At 50.0% G+C, this 23,174-nt stretch carries 16 protein-coding genes; 3 read left to right on the plus strand and 13 right to left on the minus strand.

Features of this window, described 5'->3' with window-relative positions; translation table 11 throughout:
* Positions 1-7: 7 nt before the first annotated feature.
* The 3 genes from IEW18_RS04790 to IEW18_RS04800 all read left to right on the plus strand — a co-directional run bounded on the left by IEW18_RS04790 (position 8) and on the right by IEW18_RS04800 (position 1,755).
* Entirely contained in the window at positions 8-844 is an 837-nt protein-coding gene (locus tag IEW18_RS04790; RefSeq protein ID WP_188556679.1) for a hypothetical protein, read from the plus strand.
* Between the two features lie 74 nt (positions 845-918).
* The gene (locus IEW18_RS04795; protein ID WP_188556680.1) at positions 919-1,338 is read left to right on the plus strand and encodes a hypothetical protein; all 420 of its coding nucleotides are present in this window, start codon (positions 919-921) and stop codon (positions 1,336-1,338) included.
* Between the two features lie 9 nt (positions 1,339-1,347).
* The gene (locus IEW18_RS04800) at positions 1,348-1,755 is read left to right on the plus strand and encodes a hypothetical protein (protein ID WP_188556681.1); all 408 of its coding nucleotides are present in this window, start codon (positions 1,348-1,350) and stop codon (positions 1,753-1,755) included.
* Positions 1,756-1,881: 126 nt separating this feature from the next.
* On the opposite strand, the gene IEW18_RS04805 is transcribed toward IEW18_RS04800, so the two are convergent.
* The 13 genes from IEW18_RS04805 to IEW18_RS04865 form a co-directional block, all read right to left on the minus strand.
* Positions 1,882-3,834 (minus strand): DUF262 domain-containing protein, encoded by a 1,953-nt coding sequence (locus IEW18_RS04805; RefSeq protein ID WP_188556682.1) that lies wholly within the window; start codon positions 3,832-3,834, stop codon positions 1,882-1,884.
* A gap of 45 nt (positions 3,835-3,879) precedes the next feature.
* Complete coding sequence (locus IEW18_RS04810) at positions 3,880-4,368, minus strand: GNAT family N-acetyltransferase (RefSeq protein WP_188556683.1); 489 nt, start codon at positions 4,366-4,368, stop codon at positions 3,880-3,882.
* Positions 4,369-4,417: 49 nt separating this feature from the next.
* A complete protein-coding gene (locus IEW18_RS04815) occupies positions 4,418-5,017 on the minus strand; it encodes a hypothetical protein (RefSeq protein WP_188556684.1) in 600 nt (199 codons plus the stop codon).
* A gap of 19 nt (positions 5,018-5,036) precedes the next feature.
* Positions 5,037-5,678 (minus strand): hypothetical protein, encoded by a 642-nt coding sequence (locus IEW18_RS04820; RefSeq protein ID WP_188556685.1) that lies wholly within the window; start codon positions 5,676-5,678, stop codon positions 5,037-5,039.
* Between the two features lie 27 nt (positions 5,679-5,705).
* Positions 5,706-8,426: a DEAD/DEAH box helicase gene (locus IEW18_RS04825; protein WP_188556686.1), complete on the minus strand. Its 2,721-nt coding sequence runs from the start codon at positions 8,424-8,426 to the stop codon at positions 5,706-5,708.
* Between the two features lie 26 nt (positions 8,427-8,452).
* Complete coding sequence (locus IEW18_RS04830) at positions 8,453-10,075, minus strand: site-specific DNA-methyltransferase (RefSeq protein ID WP_188556687.1); 1,623 nt, start codon at positions 10,073-10,075, stop codon at positions 8,453-8,455.
* Positions 10,072-11,835 (minus strand): AIPR family protein, encoded by a 1,764-nt coding sequence (locus IEW18_RS04835; RefSeq protein WP_188556688.1) that lies wholly within the window; start codon positions 11,833-11,835, stop codon positions 10,072-10,074. Before IEW18_RS04835 ends, IEW18_RS04830 begins: the two co-directional genes overlap by 4 nt.
* Before the next feature lie 45 nt (positions 11,836-11,880).
* Positions 11,881-13,650, minus strand: coding sequence for an AIPR family protein (locus IEW18_RS04840; protein ID WP_188556689.1), 1,770 nt, complete (start codon positions 13,648-13,650; stop codon positions 11,881-11,883).
* Entirely contained in the window at positions 13,647-16,499 is a 2,853-nt protein-coding gene (locus tag IEW18_RS04845) for an SNF2-related protein (RefSeq protein ID WP_188556690.1), read from the minus strand. The genes IEW18_RS04840 and IEW18_RS04845 overlap by 4 nt, the downstream gene beginning before the upstream one ends.
* Positions 16,500-17,049: 550 nt before the next feature.
* Positions 17,050-19,377 carry a DUF262 domain-containing protein gene (locus IEW18_RS04850; RefSeq protein ID WP_188556691.1) on the minus strand — a complete coding sequence of 776 codons (2,328 nt, stop codon included), beginning with the start codon at positions 19,375-19,377 and terminating at the stop codon, positions 17,050-17,052.
* On the minus strand, positions 19,364-21,127 hold the full coding sequence (locus tag IEW18_RS04855) for a DUF262 domain-containing protein (RefSeq protein WP_188556692.1): 1,764 nt from the start codon (positions 21,125-21,127) through the stop codon (positions 19,364-19,366). Before IEW18_RS04855 ends, IEW18_RS04850 begins: the two co-directional genes overlap by 14 nt.
* Before the next feature lie 144 nt (positions 21,128-21,271).
* Positions 21,272-22,591 (minus strand): Y-family DNA polymerase, encoded by a 1,320-nt coding sequence (locus IEW18_RS04860; RefSeq protein WP_188556693.1) that lies wholly within the window; start codon positions 22,589-22,591, stop codon positions 21,272-21,274.
* Positions 22,575-23,045 (minus strand): LexA family protein, encoded by a 471-nt coding sequence (locus IEW18_RS04865; protein WP_188556694.1) that lies wholly within the window; start codon positions 23,043-23,045, stop codon positions 22,575-22,577. Before IEW18_RS04865 ends, IEW18_RS04860 begins: the two co-directional genes overlap by 17 nt.
* Between the last annotated feature and the right edge of the window lie 129 nt (positions 23,046-23,174).

The following is a 23,174-nucleotide window of genomic DNA, read 5'->3' on the forward strand; positions in this document are numbered from 1 at the left end:
CCCCATTATGTCTGCCGTTCAGCCCTCTTTTGAAGTCCTCAAGCAAGAGCTTGCCCGCCTCCATTCTTATACCACCGAAATCGGTAAAGCCCAGGAAATAACTACGCAGGTACAAGAAGCCGCCGTAGCTATTGTTGATGCCGCTGAGACCATCGAGGCGAACCACCGGAAGATGCTCGAAAAGCTCCAAACCGAGCAACTGCGCAATACCAACGAGCAGATCATCACCCTCCGCAAATCCGCACAGCGTCAGGCCGATGAAACACAAGGTCTAATCAAAAAAGAGCTAATAGGCTTACGCCAAGGAGCCGAAGCGACGGTCCAAGCCCTGCAGCAGGCCCTAGCCGAGCAACCCCGCATCCTAGCTGGCATCACTGCCCAGCACGAGCAAGGCGTGACCACCCAAACTGACTTCGTGCGCCAGACGCTCACCGAGTCAGCCGCCGCCCTCGACACCCAATTCACCGCTCAGATTCAGGAACTGCACCAAGCCAAGCAAGACTTTACATCTTCAGTTGGCAAGCAGCTAGACGGTCTTACGTCCATCACCGACCGACTCCAGGTCATATCTGCTAGCCTCACGGCTTTCCGCGACTCCATGAACGCCGCTAAGTTTGCTGATCGGCTGGAATTGATTGAAGACCAACAAGTAAATATTTTAAAGCGCATAAGCGAAAGTCAAAACCACACTCAGAATACAATACAATCACTTACTGATATATTCGAGCAGCGTAGTGAAAAATTGACTGGTGAAATTCGTTCATCAAGGCAGACTACTTTAGCTATCCAGATTGCAACTATTACCTGTGTCGCTGTTGCAATTGTATTAATGCTTTTTAAATAAAAATCTCACAAAAATACAAAACACGGAAGCCGAAAAGCGCACAAGAGTAGGCATCATATTAAGTAATTATTTGAATGGGAATTTTTGACATTTTTTCCTCCGCTCCTAAAAAGGAAACGGTATTAAACTTTGTATTCAAATCGTCAGACCATCTACGCTACGAAGGTGGGCGACATATCTCAGGACCTCATGGCGGAGCCGGTCGGATAATTAAAGTAGAGCCTAACATCATTGATGGCGTAGGCTACACGGTTACCGCATTTAACTCTGATGGAAACCATCCACTGTGGCAGAACAACATCATGATGGCGCCTAAGCAGATGAAAGCAGTCCAACAGGAAAGCAATAAAGTGGTTCTCAGAGGTTACGGGTCAGACGCTACTGGTGTTTCTTTCTCCAACTATGGCTTGACTATCCACCTAACTAATGGTGTAGTAGACAAATGCATCCTTCATATGCACGATCGGGGAGTTGATATAGAGTATCTTAAATAAGACAGAAACATGACTGAAAACTGGGATAATTTTCCGACAAATATTGACGAGTCACTTGGCCCAATAGCAAGAAAACCGTTCAACTTTCCTTACACCAGGTTCGAAGTGTGGCATGAAGGTGCATGTATTAAAAGCGGGCCTTCAAATAACACAATCCAGGCAAATATCATTGACAATCAGTTGCATGTAAGTATCCATGACAGCAACGTTAATGAAGTCATCAAAATGGATTTCTCTTTCGGTGAAATTTCAACAATTAATAACCGAGTTCTATGGAGCAAGGATATCATGAATGTCTCTGGTAGAACAGAGACATTCAATCCTGATCTTTCCTCACTCTTTTACCAAAAGGGCCGTTTAGCAAAAGTTACTTTTACTATCCACGACCCTAATCTGCTGGTTGAATTCTACCAATAGTTGAAATTATTTTAGCTGCATGTACAAAGAAGCCCAACTACATGTAGTTGGGCTTCACGCTTTTTGCTGTAAATGAAAAGATCTGTTTTTGATCAATCAGTTACAGAGACTTATTACACTTGACATCTATGATCCTATTAAGTCGGCAATTTCCTCATCACTTACTACCAACACTGCAGGACGCGGCCATATATCTGTAGCAATTTCAAAGAGCCGCTCTCCTCGTGCAACAATTGCCTTAGTATTCCATTCCTTTATATTATATAGCTTGAAATAGCGGTTGAGCATTAGCGTGCTCTGACTCGATAGTTCTTGCTCTTTTATGTGAAAGGCACTATTACTCATAGAAGAGTTCAATGGTGACGTAACAAGGGTCAGGTTACCAAATGTGTGCATCAGGTCGTGGCGCAACTGCTGTGCCGACTGCTGGCTCTCATCATCTGCGCCTTGCGCTACTTCCAATGGCCACTCATTATCTGTAGGGCTCTGGGGCAAAATATGCTCAATAGTCGCACTGTCCAGGACAGGCCGAGCACTTTCCTGAAACTTCGTGTACTGCTGCCATTCCACTGCTTCCAGGATCATCCGAATACGCGGCTTGCTCAGTGAGCTGTAAGCTGCAGTTGTGAGCCATCGGTGCCGGAACAATGAATCGGTGGGCCATTCCGCTGTCGGACCGCTCAGGTTCAAAAGATAATTTCTGACTTCATCACGTCCTACTAGTGCCAGTTGACGCAATTCGGTTGCCATCTTCAAGAAGACACGGTTAAGGGCTTGAGCTGGTAAACCGCACACTACCCGGCGCACTAAGTACGACTCAAGGTCACTGACAATACCATCAGCCTCTGCTTTCGTTTGCTCTTCTCGTTCCACAAACAGAAAGAGCAGTAGAGGATAGATCGTACTAAGGTCCATTGTGCGCAACCGCCGACCAAACAAGGCCACTCGATCTGTTTTGGTTGTAGGTTCTACTAGGCGACGATAGAAGACGCTGTATTTGAGTAATGTCTGTAAGACTTCCTCTACGTTTCCTGTCGTTTCCCGCTTCCACCAGTCGCCAAAAGCTTGATATAAATACCCCAGTTGAATATCCTCATCGGATCGACGAAGCTGGCTAGTTAGAAAATGGAATAGAAACAGTTCAAACCGCTGAGTACTATAACGCCCCTGTCGGACTTCCGCTTTCCAAAAACCCGCCGACTCAGTGTCATCATACTGCAACCAGTACGTGTTGTAAAGCTTCTCTACCTCGGCCTGAACCTGGAACTGGCGCGTTGCTTCCAAAAACAGGAAGTTACGCACTAAGTCTCCCGGTAACAATCGAGCCCCTCGGGCATTCAGTGTTTCAAAAATGACCTGCGGATCATCATCTTGGTCCAAATCAATACGCACCAGTTCCAGTTGCATAGTTATGGCCCGCACTAACAATTCTACCCGCCGAGTAACTTCCACCATATCTGGAGTTGGCAATGTATCATCTTCGAGCTGTTCATTGGTTTCTGCAAAGCCTTTGATAGCCCGTGAGAAATATTCGTAGGCCCCAATGAGATGTGGGCGCGGGGCAGCTCGCTTGCTCTTAACTAGCATAATCCTGGGCCGTAGCTCCAGCAGCATAGCCGGCGACTTAGATTCCCATACTGCCTCGTAGTCAGCCCTGTCACGTGTGGTGGGCACCACTTTCCACCGCTCGTACTCCCGGCCACCAAGAGGCGGATTTTCCGTCATACCATTCAGTATGGTAGTCACAGTCTGCAACGACTTGCTTGTAGCATAGTCCCGTAGTGCCAATAGCAATAGTTGCAACGTCGTTAGCCGCTGCTGCCCATCTATTACCTCATACGTCTGATATTCTAACCCACTCGCGACCAAGCCTCGGAGCACCACAGCCCCCATGAAGTGCTTGCGGGGCTGCCGGCCAATATTCGGCCGCATTAACTCCAGTGTTTTAGACAATACATCTTCCCATAAGGGCTTGAGCTGGTCATTTTCGTTCCAAACATACTGTCGCTGGTACAAAGGCACCAGATAGCGACATTGCATTGTGAATAGTTGTTGAGCGGTAACTTTTTGCGGATTCATAGAATGAACTTTGAATTTTAAAAACGGATGGCAAAAGGAGTGTTATTAACCATTCCGTGGTTGTATTCCTGGCTTCAAAATCTGGAAGATGAATTCGTCTTTTGTAGAATAGATTTCCATAAAACCCGCCTTCCGAGCCACCTGCTTGGAAGCCTCAAAAAAGTCTCCTGCTACCCCTCGGCTGATAGTGACTTGCTGCCACTCACGGCTTTGAAAAAGATGGGGCAACACTGCCTTTTGCAGAGCAGGTGGTAATATTCCTTTCCCTCGAAAGGCAGGTGCTACCACCCAATGTAGGTCTCCAGCCTCTGCATCTTGGATTGCTGCCGCATATTCGCCAGCATGCCGAATGAGGTAAAAATTATCTAAAGAAGTATGCTCTTCCTTTCCAGAATAGGAGGAAAGCAGCTGCCGAACTTCGACCTCTGCAAACGTTATATCAGGAGCAATGACTTCCTGCGAAAGCAGTTGGATAGCACTGTTGGCACTTCCATTTGCCCGATCAATAATGGCCAGAATCAATTCGTCACTCATACAAGTTGTCCTATAAGCAGCTGTGTGGCTAGTCTAAATTGATTAGTAGCTATTGACGCGTAGCCTCCATGATGCGAAGCAAGTCACCTTCATACTGCTGCACAAATCTCATCGTTTCTGTTAGCAGCCGCGACCAATCATAGTCATGCAATTGCTCCGGACCGATACGCCACCAGCGCGCTGCTAGTGGTAGTGTTTGGCGCAAGGCCTCACCCGCTGCATACTGTGCAGTTGTAAGAGTGCCGTCACTAGCAAAGTGACCATCCAGCTTTACTATCAAGGCCGGTCCGGGCGGTGCCAATTCTTCAGCAGCCAAACGTCGTGCATCGTCGGTTTCGCCTGAGTCAATGCCTAGCGTGAAGTAAAACGCCTTATCAGGCGTCCCCAACAGGAAAAAACGTGCCCACGAATACTTGCGAAAATGCGTGCCTTGCGTCCAGGTCTGACGCATAACGTATTCATAGCGCCCTGGTGATAACCGGCGCTCTACCTGCTGTCCCCAATACGCTGTCTTCTCAAAAACCCCTGCCTTGAGTTGCTCAGCATAACGCTTGTCGGCAGGGTTGGTGGCGTTATAGTGCGGGTTAGTTTGCAGTCGACGCTGAAAGGCCAGCAAATCGACCGGTTGGAAAAAGAGCGGTGCAGGCATCAGATTATTGGTTCGATTGCTAGCGCTGTGACAACACCCGCTTGCGCAGCTGTTTTAGAGTTTCCGTGGTATCGCCCACAAGCATAACCTCAAATGCGCTCCGTCCCGGTGCCCCCACATTTTGGAAGTAGTGCACGTAAGTGTTTTTGATGAGGCTATTGAGCGAAAGGGCAAATACTTGTTCAAAGTAGCGCAGACGGTCAGGAGCACTGTCAAAGAACTGATTGGTGCGCTCTGCATGTATTACCCGGCAGGCGCTATCCACGAGCTTGGCTGTGTCAGCTTCTTTACCTGCGTTGGCACTTATGTACACGAACAGAGGCTCATCCAGCCGTACTCGAAACATGTATTCAGCTACTTTGGCCCCTGGTACCGGAGGCTTAGGCGGATGCAAGGCAAAGCGCAACTCGCTGCCGGCCTCCATCAACCGATAGAATTCAGAAACTTTCGGGTCTTGCATAAGCTGCTGGCGAATATCCTCCTCAGTCCGCACCCGCTGCGGGTTGTAATCATCACCGGCAGGTTGAAAGGGCAAAAACGCGGATGGCATTGCTGTCAATAGCAACTCAACTCCATCACTTAATATCAGCCGCTCATGAGTTTCAGGGTCATAGAAATGGCCGTTATGGTAATGAGCCGAGCGGGTATGCAGTACAGGCATATAGTTGATCTGTAAGCAGAAGGAGGATTATGACTTAGTAGTAATTAACACAGCCGAGCCATACTCCCGCACCAGTCCCTTCAGGGTCTTGTTCTCAGCTACAGCTGTGTGGGGAATTAGCACGTATTGCCATGGCTTCCCACCTGTTAGGCTCGTGTACTCAGTAGCATGAGCGCACCAGGTTTCCGCAGCTTTCTGTTTGGCCAGCACAATAGCATCGTTCATCTCCCTTGTACTCTTCGGCTCCAGCATGTATATAGCCTCCGCAGTTTCCGCCACGAAATCAGGCTGATACTCCGCTAGCTCATGGTTTTCCTGATAGTGAATCTGAAACTGTCCCTTCGCTGGCCGGAACCACTTTTCAGCATCCCGCTCCAAAATCACAGCCAGTGCGCGTTCCGTGTCAGAGTCAAACTTCTGTACGGCGTATAGGCACCTCTCAAATCCTCCGAATAGGTAGCGAGGCATATTGCTCTTGTTGGTTGGTGCCACGCGGTAGTCGAGCACTGGCTCGTTGGCAGAGGTTGTATAAGCGCTTTGCTTGAGCTCCGTAAAGCCTTGGCTGACCTTGACATCATAGCCATCTGTCGACTCGTCCCAGGCGTGCGCCAACATCTGCACGTGCACCGCGCCTGCTATTTCCTTCTGGTAGCTGCGCAATACTCGCCGCGTATCATCGAGCGTTAGGTAAGACGTAAAATGTTGCACCACCTGGCTGGCCAAGTCATATAGTAGGTCAGCATGTTCATAGTAGTTCACATCGTCGAAATCGACTAAGCCCGCTACTACGTAGTCCTCCAGCCGTTGCTCTTCTACACCATCCCGGCCCAGAGACACCACGGTCTTATCACCCGTCCGCAGCCGCTGAATCCACAGCTCATCCGGAATAGCCTGATATTTCATCCCACTCAGGTCCAGCGTAAACGAATGATAGCCCGAGCTTACTTCTCCCTTCGGCACAATTAACACCCGCGGAATGTCAATGGTCTGCTGCTTGATGAGCGCGAAAGTTTTAGCTACAATAGCCGCCACGTCAGGTTTAGAGGCCGTATTATCGAGCTCCAAATTTAGCTGCAGGGGTGGTTGCCGAGCCTCCACTGCCTTTACGATGGCTGCCTGCACTTCGGAGCTGGTCAAGTTACTCTGGAGAGGAGCTGTATTGGGCCTATTGGCTAGGCGCTTAATCTCAGCGTAGGCCAGCTGAGCCAATTGCTGCTCCTCAGGTTTTGCAAATACGGGTGGAGTAGTCGTCTGCCCGGCTACGGAAGCTTGGCCAGGGCCAGCCACCGGATTTAGGCCCAGCTGATTAGCCAGCATAGATTGCGAAACGGTCGTCTTAATCGACTGCGAGAACGACGAATCATCCAGCTGAATTTCCTTCAACTGCAGCACCGAGCCCGGCCGCCGCGCCTCGTCCACAATCTCCTGAAACCGGTCGTGTGCCACGATATTTAGCGTGTCCACTGCCTCCACGCCCGTACGCTTGCCATAGGGAAGGCGCAGGCCCCGCCCTATACTCTGCTCAATCAATACCCGAGCATTGGCCGCCCGCAATGGCACAATCGTGTATAGATTAGTCACGTCCCAGCCTTCTTTCAGCATGTTCACGTGAATCACAATTTCCGTCGGCTCGTCGGCCTGCTCTACTTTCAGCAGCCGCTCTATTACCTCCTCCTCCTTGGTACTGGAGTCTACCTGTATCACCTTGTCGCGGTAGGCTCCCTTAAAGAACTCATCCGACTTGATATGGGTCAGCAGTTGCGCGGCGTGCGTAGTATCACGGGCAATAACCAACACGAAGGGCTTTACCAAGTGCTGCCCAGTTTGCCGGGCATATGTTTCCAGTTCCACCTTCACCTGCTCATGCAGCCGAATACCATCCCGGAGCTTTAGATCTTCCAGAGCCTCTGGCAACAGGCCTTTGGGATTGAAATCCTTACGGGTTACTACGGCCGGTTCTTTCACAAACCCATCTTCCATGGCTTTGGCCAGCCGGTAGTCAAAGATGATGTTCTTGAAAGGAACTGGACCCTTAGTGGTTTCCACATACGGCGTGGCCGTAAGCTCTAACCCAAGAATAGGCCGCAGCTCGTTAAGCGCCCTAACCCCCGCACTGGCTCGGTACCGATGGCTTTCGTCCATCAGCAGCACCAAATCGGGCAGTTTAGATAGGTAGGCGAAATAGCTTTCCCCCAAGTACTCCCCCAACTGCTTAATGCGGGGCGCTTTACCACCTCGTACCTCCGAGTTGATCTTGGAGATGTTGAAGACGTTGATTTTGCAAGCCAGCGTCTCGTAGAACAAGTCACCGACTCGGTCGGCATAGTTCTCACCCGTGATAACGGCCGGCGGATTAATAGCAAACTCTGCAATGCCCTTGAACACATACTTTGGCGTGTTCGGGGTAAAATCTTGGATTAGCTTCTCGTAAATAGTAAGGTTAGGCGCCAGCACAAAGAAGTTGTTGATGCCGTGTGCCAAGTGCAGGTAGGCAATGAAGGCGCCCATCAGGCGCGTTTTGCCTACCCCAGTGGCTAGCGAAAACCCCACCGACGGGAACTCCCGCTCGAAGTCTTTCAGCGTTGGAAACTCGCTACGTAGGACTTCCAGCAACTGAGCCGGGTCCGCCTCCTTGGCATCCCGCAATGGTGGAAATACTTCCATAAGCCGGTCGAGCAGCTCCAGAGAATGGCGCTGAGGAGCGCGCAAACTGAGCCGGCCGGCAATAGCATTTACTTGACGATGCATCTCTGACGTTGGATAGGGCGGGAATATTAGAAAAGGGTCAGCTGGCTGGGCTGCGTATTAGCAGGTACAGGCGCCTGAGGCAGATTCTCCACCCGCAGACTATAATCGTCATGCCCCCACTCGCAGCGGCTCAGTACATGCTTTGGAATCTTGCGCACCGTCAGATTGTCGAAAGGAGCCGTTCCTTTGAAAGCCGGACATAACACAAGCAGCGTCCTATCTGGACCCACTTCCTCCGAAAGTTGCTCCAGCTGTGCGTGCGTAAGCGTCGAAGTTGTCACATATAGAAAATCCGTTTCGTTGGAGAAGCCTTGTTGCCAATACACTTCCGGGTTGGGTGCATAAGTAAAGCCTTCCAACTTGCACAACGCTTCCGCTAGCATTTCAGGGTTATAGGCTTTGTTAATGACCCAATTGTCCCAACGGTCCTTTTCTAAGAGCGACGGAGCGAGAGTGTAGAAGCGAAATCCGCCACCACCTTTCCATTCTACTGCTTTGGTAATACCACCCTGGTCTTCACCATCTGCTACCTTCTGTAAACGTGGTACAATGTGGGTCTTAGCATGTTCTCCCAACTCTACCATAATCCATCGGCGGCCCATTTTCTGAGCTACCGCACCAGTAGTGCCAGAGCCGGCAAAGCTGTCAAGAACTAAGTCGCCTGTGTTTGTTGCAATTTCTAAAACACGTTTTATCAAACGCTCCGGTTTAGGAGTATCGAATATTTCCTGGCCATCTAGAACAAAAGCATTAGCCTCTTTTTTAGCTTCTTGCGTATTGCCAACCTCAGTTTGAAGCCATATTGTTTGTGGAACTGTACCTGACATTACATCGCTCAAAAATCGCTTGAGTCGTGGTTGGTTGTCACGGTTTTCACCCCACCAGATCCTGTTATCCTTATCAAGGGATTTAAATTTATCTTCTGATACACGCCAAAATGTTCCCTTAGGGGGGCCAGATATAAGTCTTCCCTTAGGTGTAATTATGGAATATTGACCAGCACCATAAAAATTCCTTGCAGTTAAATTATCAGGGCTCCAAGGCCCACGTGGATCATTATCAGGATTTTTATATCTACTATCCATTTTCTCTGTTCTTGGAAGTAAATTTCTCTTCCATTTATCAAAATCCTTGGCATAGCAAAGTACATGGTCATGGTTAGCAGACAGTCCTCGAGCAGTTCCTTTAGGTGAGAATATTTTCTCCCAAATAACATTACCAGCAAAGTTTCTGCGGCCAAATATTTCATCACACAACACTTTGAGATAATGAGCTTCGTTATCATCTACGGTAATCCATATTGAGCCTTCTTCATCCATTAATCTACTCAATATTTCTAACCTATCGCGTAGCAATGAAAGCCATAATGAGTGTTCAATACCATCATCATAATGTGTAAATGCACTACCTGTGTTATATGGCGGATCAATAAAAACGCACTTTATCTTTCCAGTATACTCTGCTTCAAGAGCTTTGAGAGCTAAGAGATTATCACCCTGGATAAGTATATTGTCAAACTGGTCTTGATCAGTTACCCGGTGTGCGGCGTGATAGGACAGCGTAGAGTCTTCAAGCAGGATGCGCGGCTCCAGTTTGGGCCGGTTTTCCTTGCCTACCCAGGTCAGTTCTAGTCGTTGCTTCTTGCTCATGTAGTTGGGGCAATTGGGGGTGTCGCTTGAAGTGCCTGAGCTACTTCTTGTTCCAGGTTTTGAAGCACTGCATCAGCTAGAGGCTGGGCTAGGTGCATATTTCGGAAAGTTGCAAGATAACCATGGTGCTCCAGCTCTGGTAGTGAGACTGTATAAACTCTCTCAGCCAGCCTATCCACTTGCTGCGACAGCACAGTCTTATCCTCTTCCGACAGATTAGGATCAACTCGGTTAATCACTTGTGGAAGGGCCTTGGCTACAAATGCCATTATAAAGTATCGACCATGCCGGAATAGCATCCGTCGATTGTACTCAGTTTCGCTGCTTTCAGAGCCCGCTAATATGCTATCTATAAACCTATAGATACGAACTAACCTACATGTGCGTATGCCAGTCAAAGTTTCACCAAAAATACGTTGGGTAGTAACAGATCCAGCTTCCCACAGTCTTCCAACTTCCTTTTTAGCAGTCACAACTAACTCAAGACCATTGTAATTAGCTTGTCTGCGCCCTGGCTGCACACTAGGTTGCAAAGGGAATCCTAAGCATGCTAATGCTAGTGCTGCACTCTCTAACTTGAATGTGTCATCATGCTCAACTTGGGCTTCCTCAGAAGGTCGATAATAGTAAGTTATTCCTATGGCTGCCAACTCCTGTCTTAGGCGCTCCTGAACAGGCGTGAGGGCTGCAAAATCAATACTATTGACTCTATTCTGACTATTGCGAGCTTTAGTTATCCGGTTTCCTACCTGTAAGGTATCTGGTCCCACTTCTATAACAGTAGCTAACACCTTGGCATCAGGCGATATAGTTGTTTCAGCAGCAGCTGCGGCAATTGAACCTGCTGTTTGCGCTCCATTTACGATTGAAAAATTGACTAATTCAAAACTATCACTTTGTGATGGAGTAATAATTTCAGCTACTATAGTAATTCCATTGTTTAAGTAGAACAGCTCACTTGGATCATTTTTTATAGTTTGTAAAATAGAAGGATTTACACCTACTGCCCCTAAGTAGTGACGAATATTTCGATTGAACAACGCATGTCCATGGGCATCAACTATGCGTGTTATCTCAATAGCACTCATTAATCCGTAGAAAGCTCTTCTTGGGCTGTTAATGGAAATCGAATTTTCTATTGTAACAACATCTACTATTTTTACTGGATTTTGTTCATTTCTAGTGTGTAAAAAAATATTTGCTCCTGTTATATATTTCCAAGAGAAAAAAATAGCCGCTACATTCTTTTCAACTCCGTACGCATTTGAGTCGCTAGAAGCATGAGCGTTAAAATTATCACCAAGAAATACATATATCATTTCCACTTTAAGCCCTGGTGTTCTCAGCGCTTGCTCAATCTCTTGCTGCCTATCCTGAAACGCCTTGTTTAATTCTGCGAAGCGTTTAGCATGTAAAGCTCTAAGGCCATTAATAGTTTTTTGAGCTTCAGCCTCATTTGGCGAGTTTTGTTTAAATTTCGACTGCACGACAATGAGGCGTTTAGTTAGCTGATCAAAAAACACAGCATCCATCCCCTTATCATCACTGCCGTCTGTAAGCGCAGCTGTTGCCGTCACGTCGTCTATACCACATTCCATAACTAATGTGTAAGCCGCTAAAGAGCGAGATAACCTATCAGTATCGTGTTGGCTTTCGGTCCAATTTTCTCTGCCGGGCTTTTCAATTTTGGGCACCATTGAAAAAAAACGTTGCCGAAGTACAGCTTCTATTTGCACTTTAATTTCGTCGGGAGTAGGCATGGGTAGGTGTACTATTAATTATGTGTAATTGTGTATGTCTGGTACTTATGATGTGTAAAGCTGACGAAGTGATGCCTTGCGTAGCCGGCTGCAATCATCTGCTCGACCAAAGACTTCCAGCAGGGCTGTAGGAGCAGAAAAGCTGCCGTTTGCTTCTTCTCCGACAATTCCTTGGCTGAGACATGCCTGCCATAGTACTTCGCTGCAACGCTCAGCCATTGCGGCTATGTCACGTTGATCCGTTTCTGTCAGCGTAAGTGTATCTCCTCGTTCAGGGTGCAGGCGCAGGAATACCAACAGTAAAATCAGCCAGCGGCCATAGGTAAAGTATTCTTGGCGTACCATGCTGGCTTCTTCTGTCGGTAATGTCGCCCATACCACTTGTTGCACTTGCACTGCCCGCCATAACTCCCGTCCCGTTAGCTCCGCCCGGAAAATGCGTGCATAGCGCGAGGGATAAAGCGCATCATCCGGATAAACCGTGTCTTTCGACCACAATGACTCTGGATCTGCTGTCAGCCGCGCGCAGAACTCGCAGTCTTCCCCATCAAATAAGATGGCGCAAACTGCCGTAGCTTCTCGCAGTGTAAAGTTGGCTCCATCACTTGCCGGTGTGTCGTGGCTTTCCTTGTAATGGTAAGTAATACCATCTAGCATTAGTTGCCGCGCCAAGCGGGCCTGCTGCTCATCCAGCGCCGCAAAGTCACGCAACGTCACTTGGTTCTGCAAGTTGGTATTGCGCGTGATGCGCTCCGCAAAGTCTATATCATCCGTCACTCGCTCCAGCGACATGATTTTGAGAAAGACGTGCCCCTCAGCGGCAGCTCCCCCTGCCAGAGCGGCGGCTACTGCTCCTAACGTTTGTGCTCCGTTCACCACTGAGAAGCCTACAGCACGAACTCGCTTCCGCTCTGTATTGGCGCTATCCTGTGCATGCACATTCAGCCGTTCGCAATAGGCAGTCAAGCCATTATTGAAATAGAAGAAGTTCTCCGGCTCCTGAGTAACGGTTGCCGTGATTTGTTGATTGACAACGGTATCACCCTGATATCCGCGTAGGTTAGCTGCTATCAACCGTGTCCCATGCTGTTGTGCCAGAGCTGCTAGCTCCGACAGTGGTAGCAGGCCATAAATAGTCTCGTAAGGAGTCCGTACCCAGCCCGGGTAAAGCAGGGTCAGTTGAACCTCAGGTACGCCCGGTGCTTCCTCAGCACCAGTAATCCAGTCATAGAGTGTTGTCAGATTACAGCTCTTCCACTGCAGAAAATCATCATCTGGCAAATAGGCCTGGCACATAGCATCGAGTAGCCGGTGCCGGTCATCCGACAGAGTATGAATACCGCTGTATGCCAGTACTGCTCGTACCCGCGGCCTGTCGAACCCTAGTAGGTTACGTAATTGCGGCAGCTTTGCCCGCCACGAAGCATTTCCATCAAAGGCCTCAAATCTGCCATGCAGCAGATCGTCAATGCCCGCCCGGAACTTTGTAACATCCCCCAATGCTGGCTCGCCTCGCCCGTTTTGGTGGTACTTCGACTGCACAATCCAGATTTCATGAGAGGTAGGGGTATAGTGTATAGCATCAATCCCCCCGTCTGCATAGCCATCCACCACGGCGGCGGCAGCTTCCACCAACGTGCACCCCGACAAACGGTGAATAGTAAATGCCGCCAACGCCCGGCTTAAAAAGTTTGCCTCACGTTCTGCCTCCGTTCCTATGGTAGCTTCAGGCAGCAAACCGGTAAAATCGGTTCGTAGGCGGCGCTGTACATGTCCTAATTCATTTGGTATTCCAATAGTACCTGCAGGGCTCATGATAGTGTCCAGCGAATCACAAATAATTGTTTCATGCTAATCCGTTGCTTTAGCTTTCCCTCCACTTCTTTAATCAACTCTTCCCGTCGCTGGTCCACTTCATCCTGCGCGTCAAAAAGTGCCCGCCGCTTCTGATTGCGCTGAGCCTCTAGAGACTTGAGCTGTTTCTGTCCCTCTAATTTGGCCTGAAGGGTAAGGGCCGCCGTAGCCGCTCGCCGGGCTTCTTTGATCTGCCGGTCCATTTCCCGTATATCCCGCTCTAGCGTAACCTTCATATCATCCGCCCAACCATCCAGCTTTTGCACTTCCGCCTCGAAGAAGTTAGCATTACGGGCTTCAATGGTGCGCTGAATTTGCCTCTGTTGCTGGAATGTGTCATCCACTAGCTCACGAGGCACCGACATTCCTGAAATCGGCCCGCGTACCTCCCCAGTTAGGCGTAGCAGCCGTGACACAGTATCTTGGTCCAAGGTCTGCCCTTCATCCGTTGCTGCCGAAAACAGCAAATAGTCTTCGCCTTGCACCGGAGATTCCACACTAAAGCAAGAAAGCATAGCCCATCCAGATTGGCCTTGCAGATTCTCTAGCACTGTCACCCGGCCTTCATGCTGGCTATAGTCAAACACTACTTCCGCCGGAGGTAGCTCCCTATTCTTTGCCTGCGCTACTAGCTGCTGCGCTAATGGGTGACCTAACCGGTAGAAGTGTGCTTCATTTGTACTACGCGGCAATTCATAACGCCCCAACGGCGCCCTCGGTACCGCTGGCAGCGGTGCCAATAGGTCGAAAGCCTGTTCAGTAGTAAAGTACGCCAGCGCACCTAGCTCATGCTTCGTAAGCAGCATCAGCAGCCGCTCAAATCGGTTTTGAGAGTCTTGTGCTGTATCCTTCAGCCCACGCAGCTTGTCGCGCACTTCGTCATCGAAGTGCTCTAGTAGCTTCCGCTGCGTGAGCGTCATGGTTTCGTTTATCTCATACTTAAGCTCTTCCTGCAGCTTATTAAACGCCTCCTCAATATCTTCTGGCTTCCGGCATTTATGATAGATAGCAGATATCCGCTTCTCGAAGTCTACTCCCGACTCAATAGCTCCCAACACTTCGTCACTGGCCCCAAATACTCCATCAAACAAGGTAAACTTCTGATCCAGCAGTTCATATACCCGCTCATCGGCCTTGTTCTTAGTGTTTAGGAAATTGACTACTACTACATCATGCTTCTGCCCGTAGCGGTGGCACCTACCTATGCGTTGCTCGATCCGCTGTGGATTCCACGGTAAGTCATAATTCACGATCAGCGAGCAGAACTGCAGGTTAATTCCTTCCGCTCCCGCTTCAGTAGCAATCATGATGTGCCCCTTCTCCCGGAAATAATCTACCAAGGCTGAGCGCATGTCAGCCGTAGGCGAGCCAGTTACCCTATCGGAGCCTCGGTGCTCTGCTAACCACTCTTTGTAGATCTGCCGGGAGCCTAAGTCATTATTGCTGCCGTTAAACAACACAATGCCTTCCGCAAACTCGCTTTGCCCCAATAAGGTCAACAAGTAGTGCTGTGTTTTGCGCGACTCAGTGAAGATGATGGCCTTCTGCTCGGCTCCAATAGCCTTCGCCTTCGCGAATGCGGTGCGTAGCGCAGTCAGCAGTGAGCGGCCTTTAGCATTCTCATTAATGGAGGCCGCTAGGGTAGCAAAACCTTGCAGATCCTGTATTTCCTGCTGCAGTGCCGCCTTATCTTGGTCCGACAGGATTACTGGTGGCTCGTGTTCCTGCCATTCATCCGCCGTCGACTCAAAGGCTTCATAGTCTTCCTCAATGGCATCGGCCATTGCCTCCGTCAGGTCATGCCGCTCCAACCGTGCCTGTAGCCGCTTCGCCATCGACTGGAGGGCCCCCGCAATAGCGAAAGTAGAGGAGGCTAGGAGCTTCCGCAGTACCAAAGTGGTAAGCGTCCGCTGCCCAGGCGGTAGCGCCTGCAGGTTGTCTCGTTGCAGGTACTCTGACACCATCTCGTAAAGCCGGTGCTCATTATCATCCGGCGTAAATCGCTCCAGAATAGAGAACCGCTTAGTGTAGGGCACATACTGCTCCACCTGCCGCCGTAGCGTCCGGTGGCAAAGGGGCTGTAATCGGGCCTTCAAGGTCTGAAATACCTGATCCTGATTTAGATTAGCGAACTGCTCACGAAAGCTTTTAAGATTTCCAAACGTGTGCTCGTCAATGAAGCTAATGAGGCCATACAGTTCCAGCAACGAGTTCTGTAGGGGAGTTGCCGTAAGTAACAGCTTTTCGCGGCCTGCCAATACGAACTTGAGCTTGTTGGCTGTGATATTCTGTGGCTTATACACATTGCGCAGCCGGTGCGCTTCATCAATAACAACTAAGTCCCAGGGCACATCCTGCACATCCGAGTCCTTATTTGCAGCGAAAGCATAGGAACAAATAACTACCTCTTCACAATTAAACGGGTAACGGTTGTCCTGCTTTTGCGCTTCCTTATACGATTTCGACTCGAGGATACGACAAGGAAGAAAGAACTTCTCCGTGAGCTCCTGGTACCACTGCTTGCGCAGGTTAGCCGGCACAATGATGAGAATGCGCCGTTTGCGCTCCGCCCACTTCTGAGAGAGCACTAACCCCGCTTCAATCGTTTTACCTAGGCCTACCTCATCGGCCAGCAACGCTCCTTTAGCCAATGGCGACCGAAAAGCAAATAAGGCGGCATCGACTTGATGAGGATTCAAATCTACCCGCGCATCTACCAGAGCTGAAGAGAGCTTACCCTTGTCATCCGACGGAAACCGCCGAGTTAACTCGTGAGCGAAATATTTCGTGTGGTAGTCAGTAATGACCATTTGATGCTGGATAGTTGCTCGCCACCAGCCAATCGAACTCTATGGCCTCTAGGCAAGATACAAGTCCAAACAGGCAACGTAGATTAAACTCACAGTGCTTGATGAACGCGGTAGAATGAGCCTAAGTAGAGGATAGACTAGATATGAATACTGCTTGACAAACGTATGTACTACTGTATCGTCAAATCTAAGATGAAATGTATGTAGTAGCTAATTACGACCGTATCCTACTATTCAAATTTCCGCTTATGAGAACTATGTCGACCTACTTGTCACGTTACCAAGGGTTGGCATAATTAGATTCTATATAGAAATTTCGGTTCATTCAAGAGCAGTATCCTGCAAGCTCATCAGCACGATATGCTAGTAAGAAGAGAGCTGGGGTCAGGAATTGAATCGTGAAGGTATTTTTTGGCGGTAGATACTTAAACTACTAATATTTTTTATCTACTTCCTCTTTTGATGCTTGGTTAAGCCAGTCAACTCCCTACTATTCAATGGCAATTTTATAGCAAACTAGATTTTAATATATTCCTAAACGGGTGATAGCTTAGCCCATCAGCAATGGTTGCCGATATAGTTGATCAATGAACTGAATTGCAGTTTTAATACGGTCAGATCCAGCTAAGTCTGATAACCAGTACTGTTGTAAATCTTCAATCTTGGTTAAGCTAAATCTAGCTATCAACTCTGGAGCTAATCGCAGTGATTCTTTTCTGTCAAGATCTAGCCGCCAGCCCTGCTGCTCACAGTAGAAGGGTAAGTCCACCGCTTCGCCATCCATTGTAGGTACCGCGTACAGCCATAGGGGGCTCCACTCCCGATCATGGTCCCGCGAGCCTTCTTCACTACAGCGTGCCGAGTCGTTCAGAAGCCTGATAACCGTGCGCACATACGGATTGATATGGAAGCCCTTTAATGAAGATTTCGACAGACACCGCAGTTCATAGTCCCGGTCCTCTGGCCAATGGTATAGCATCGAACTATACCCGCTCGTCATCGCCGGATAACGCACGAAGTAATACCGCCAGCCTTCCGTTTGCGGCGTAGCCGATTCCAGCCATCGATCAATCATCAGTTGCAGCCTAGCGGACGCGTCAGAGCCTGGCGTATCCGCAAATCGCTGCAAGAACTGGGGCAAAAAGCCTTTTTTCTGACTGTCATCGGTTAGCATTGGATATAAGTCGGAAGCTGAACCGAAGAACCATCTGTCGTTCCCGATGCCAAATGAGTAATCATCTTCAGCAATTAGCGCTCTTACTGTTAGATTACTATTACTTGCATCCGACCATATTGCTACTGCTGCCTGGGCCAGCTCCGGTAGTTTATCAGCCAAGGCTACTAAGCCATGTGTATCCGTAGGATTAGCGGCTAGCTTAAATCCTGTTAGCTGCCCCCGGAATACGGTTAGATCTTCCAGCTGATGCACCCACTCTTTCAGCTCTGGCCTACCTCTAAGCAACTGTGCCTTCTCCTGCTCCAAACGGTACCAGGCGCTATCGATTTGCGGCTGGGTAGCTGTAGCTAAATGGTCATAAATATTCTTTGTCGCCACCGGAACTAAGGCATCCAGGTCAGCTAGGGTAGCTGATAAATTATCAGCATCTAAATCAGATACGAAACTGGTTTCCCACCATCGGCGCCGGCGCCGCCCTTCCAGATAGTTGCGTATTACGCGTACATAATCCCGCAGGGCATCATCTATAGCTGTAAGTGGACGTACCCGCACGCCGTACTGCAGCAGAGCGTACAGTAACAGTTGCACTTTGTAATCCGCATTTTTCAACTCCGCCATCAGATGCACTTTCCCATTACCAAACAACTGCACCTTGGCCTGCTCCCGTTGCGTGGTAAAGAGCTGCCCAAAATAGTCTGCGGCTTTCATTTCAGGTATGCTAGTTAGCTGGTCCAGCATCTGCTCTAGCAACCGCACATTTGCCTCGTCTGCGTACACCTGCCGGTACAGATCAAAAGAGTCTACTACAGCTTCACCGGTCTTTTTCTTTCCAGCCTGCTGCCGGGCTCCCAGCATTCGGGTACAGAAATCTATAAAGTCCTCAAACGCCTGATCCAATCTCTCCGGAGCATCCTGGTATTGCCGCCAGAAGAAATCCAGCCATTCGTTGTCCATTTTCCGCGCAAAATCCTGATGCACGTTTTCGTGTCTTGCCAGCAGTTGATCAAACGCGGCCTTCCACTTCTCAAATGATGTGAGCGGCTTTCCTCGGGCGTTCATCTTCAGGTATAGGTCATCGGTAAGCCCCACATCCGTCAGATTCAGGAAATGAAAGCCTACCGGCGCCGGCTCAGTTGTCAGGCATGCAAACAGGTCGGGGATGTCCTGAAATTTATCATGAATAGCGGCCAGCATCACAAGCATGGCCTTTACTGTCGGGTCCCGCCGCCAGGTTGGCTGAAACCAAGCCGCGTCCTCTATATTCGTTTGGAGTGCCTTCCCGTTGGCGATATCAGTAAGAATCGGCTGATACCCGACCAGACCCAGACAAAAATCCCGGGAGCTGCGGCGGGTCTGGTAGCTAAATTTGCGCAGCCGCTCACTGGCAATAGATAGTACCCGGGCTTTGGCCGCCGCATACCAGTGCAGCAGAAACAAGGTAGTCAGGCGCTGCTGCCCATCTAGGGGTAGCAGCGTAGTATTCTCCACCTGCCCGTACACGAAATCAAGCCGCAACGGTGCCTTATGTGCTTGCGTTAGGGCCTCATATAAGGCATCAAGAAATAGCTTCCGTACCAGGGCTGCTTGGCGGTCTTCCCGTCCCTGAGCATAGTCGCGCTGTAGCAGCGGAATCCGGATTCGCATGTCTTTAATCAGCTCCCAGAAGCTAATCTGCGCATTGTCTATATTAGAAATCGGCATCGCTAGAAATAAAGAAGTCGCGAAGCTTGTCCTGTATGGCTTTCACGTAATCGTCCCGGTCTGCTATGGTCCAGGAGCTTAGGTGACGTGGGGGGCATGAATAATACTTTAGAAATACGTTGCGTGTAGCCAGTGGCACAAAAGCCCCCTGTTGCTCCCGCTGCAAAATCATCTGCCGTTTCGCGGCAAACAATCCATTGTTAAGTGAAGCATTGTCCTGCGTGGAAAGCAGGGCTAGGTTAGCAATACTGTGTGAATCGGGCGGACCAAACAGGGCAAATACCTGCCTCTGTAGTGCAAGAAACTGTTCTTGCGACAACTCTTCCTGTTGCCCGGCGGCATCCATGGCAGCGAGTAGCTCATGGGTTGTTTCGGCCATCGAGCGACCTATAGTTTTACTTTCCGACACATCAGTCATACTAGCCCCCACCACGTAGCTGCGTAGCTCCTCCAGCCACTTTTTTAGGTCTATGATTCCCCGAGGCAACTCCGAATTCTGGGCATGGATGTGCTCCAAACTCCAGATTGTAACGTTGCTACTATTTTGTTTGAATCGATGAAATGGAAACCGCTGACTGCTATGCTTGCCATAATGCAGCACATTAAACAACAGTAACACTCGGTGAATTTTCCACTTGTCTGAATGAAAGTTTAGAGCCGGAATATCATCTATTGCTGGCAATTTTGTCCGAATCCATGCTTTCAAGCGGGTGCGAAACTCCGATTGGGTACAATTGTGGACTAGCTTTAGTACTTCATTCAGGGAAGTCCCAATAGCCAACAGGTATCCTACTAAATGGTAAAGCTGTCTGTCGTCAAACCAATACGCGAGTACCTCAAAGCGGTATCTGATCTGCTGCCACTGGCTCAGTACTCCATCTACGGTGGTCATCTCCGACAGCTCGCTGAAGTGGTGATAAATAGCAAAGGCATCCTGTGCAGTCGCTTCTTTTCCTGTCAGATTTTGCAAGATAAAATCTATCCGAGTCGCCTGGATCGGGGCCGTTTGGTTCAAAAAATACCAGAAGTCCTCCTGATGCAACGCTGATTCCATTTGGTCCCATTCGCTGGCAATTTCTAGCTGCCTCAAGGCAAACTCTTGGCTCTGCTCGGTATCCTCGCCGTCTCGGCTTTTTAGAAACAGTGCTTTAACAAGCTCCGCATTGGTCAGCGGAATCTTGCCAGAGTTAATGCGCACAAACACGTCATGCGCTGTCTGACTGTCGTCCAGTTGGTACCAGATAACGAAACAGCGCGTGAGCAGCAGGCTCTTTAATTCATCCTCCTCGATATCTTGTCCCAATGCCTTTTCCGCAAACCAGCTCTCAATGGCCTTATAGGCGGAGTACATGAAATGAAAATCGATATTATCCCGACTGCTTTGCCACGTCTGATTAGCCAACGTGGCTAGAAATTCTGCGCTTTTGGTTCTAGTCTCGTAGCACAGAGAGAACAACTCCGGATCCAACGTATCGCGCTGCAGATAACTTATTAGAATGTGAATGGTCGTTAGCCGCTGCTGCCCGTCAATTACCTCACGGCTCTCTTGGGTCCCACGGACGATAATCGGTTGCAAGCAGTAGCGGAGGCCCGAATCTGCCCGCTGCTTAAACTCGGCTAGATCATTTAGCAATTCGTGCACCTGCTGCCGGGTCCACCGATAGCCTCGCTGATAGGCCGCAATCATAAAGTTTTCACCCCTCAGCGCTTCAATAGAAGGGGCAGCTATAGAATTATCTGAACTTATCAAGAGGTACTAGAATGCAGAGTACGAAATATTAAAGCACAATAATAGCTAAGTAACTAGCAAAGCTCGGCAATGATAGCTCGCATGGAAATAAGGAGTAAATAAATGCCTCGGGGACAAGAATGAGGGTTTACGCAGACATTTTGCTCACACCCACACCCGCCATAACTCCCCCCAACTAGTCGTGTAGGCCGGACTCTTCTGCTCCCGATTCATCTCCCAAGCGGCTCCTACACCTTTCCGCACACTGGCCGACCCCACCATCACTGCTCCCTTGCCATACTGCCGGTTCAGCGCATCCAGCGTCCCCATCAGCTCCATCCGCTTGCCACTCACGGCCGCTGGCTGCTCAAACAGCCCGAGCTGCTGCTCCCCTACCCGTTCCAATCCATCCAGCATCACCCCAGCCTTCTTGTAGAGTGTGCCCGGCCGCCACACCTTGCCTAGCATTAGCCGCGCCTGCGCCGCTAGCTCCAGCGTATCATCCGTGGCCACCGAGAGCGTCACCAGCGCCGAACGAGTAAACGGTGGCGGCTCATTCCCAAACCGGTTAGTACTCACAAACACCGTCAGCACCCGCGCCGCCGAGCCCTGCCGCCGCAGCTTCTCCGCCGCCCTCGACACGAACGTGGCCACTGCCCCCATCACGTCTTCGAAAGCCGTTACTGGCTTCCCAAACGACCGGGTGCAGGCAATAGACTTGCGCACCGCTCCCCCACCCTCGCTCGGCTCCATGCTCAGACAGGGGTAGCCCTGCAGCTCCCGCACCAAGCGCATTCCTACCACGCCTCCCAGGTTTTTTCGAGCCCAGGGCAACGGGCAAGCCGCCAGGTCAGCCGCCGTACGGTAGCCCGCCGCGTAGAGCTTGGTCGCGTACTGGTGCCCCACGCCCCACACGTCCTCCACCCCTACCCTGGCTAGCGCGTCCTGCCGCTTATCGTCCGTATCTAGGCACAACACCCCGCTACCAGACAGCGCCGGCGTGGCTGCCTTGCTGGCCGCTTTGGCCACCCGATTCGCCAACTTCGCCAGTGTCTTGGTCGGCGCCATGCCCACGCACACCGGAATACCCGTGCGCTGCAGCACGTCGGCCCGCACCCGCGCCCCGTACTCGGTTAAGTCACCCAGGTAGCGCGTCATGCCCGACAGATTCAGAAACGCCTCGTCTATGCTGTACACTTCCAGCTCCGGCGCCACTTGCCCCAAGTACCACATTACCCGTCTGCTCATGTCCCCATACAACTCGTAATTCGACGAGCAGACGGCCACGTCGTGCTGCCGCAGCAACTCCCTCACCTGAAAGTACGGGTCGCCCATCTTCAGCCCCAGCGCCTTCGCCTCGTTCGAGCGGGCAATGATGCATCCATCATTGTTCGATAGCACTACCACCGGTCTACCCTCCAGCTCGGGCCGAAATACCCGCTCACAGGAAGCGTAGAAATTATTGCAATCAACTAGGGCGAACATAGCTCAAACCCAAACGGCTTTCGTGTACCAGCGTGTGCAGCACCACCACCACCACGCCCCAAATACGCACCTCATCCGGACACTTAATATCCACCGGCTCATACGCCGGATTTGCCGGCAGCAGCCGCACCCCATTCGGCCGCTTCGACAAGGTTTTCACCGTGTAGGCCCCATCCACCCAGGCCACTACCACGTCCCCATCCCGCGGCGTCACGCTCCGGTCTATGCCCAGCAGGTCGCCATCATGAATGAAGGCCCCCGTCATACTCTCCCCCGTCGCACGGGCCAGAAAGCTGGAGTCCGGGTTCCGGAAGAATATCCGGTTTAAATCCATCAACTCCACCTGATAATCGTCGGCCGGTGAAGGAAAGCCGCAGGGAAGCTGGAAGTCAATGACAGGCACCCACAGCGGCTCCGGCGGCAGGTTCCCAAATACTAATGTCAGGTCAGACATACAGAATGCTTGCTACAAGTGTGTCGGCAAGTATAGTGTATGCTAATCAATTTAGTTACATAAACTAATAAATTTAGTTTATTAAGGTGTGAATTCGACCCGTACAAAAGTGTACTACAATCCATTTTA

The sequence above is a fragment of the Hymenobacter glacieicola genome (genome assembly GCF_014640315.1).
In the GTDB taxonomy this organism is placed as follows: Bacteria; Bacteroidota; Bacteroidia; order Cytophagales; family Hymenobacteraceae; genus Hymenobacter; species Hymenobacter glacieicola.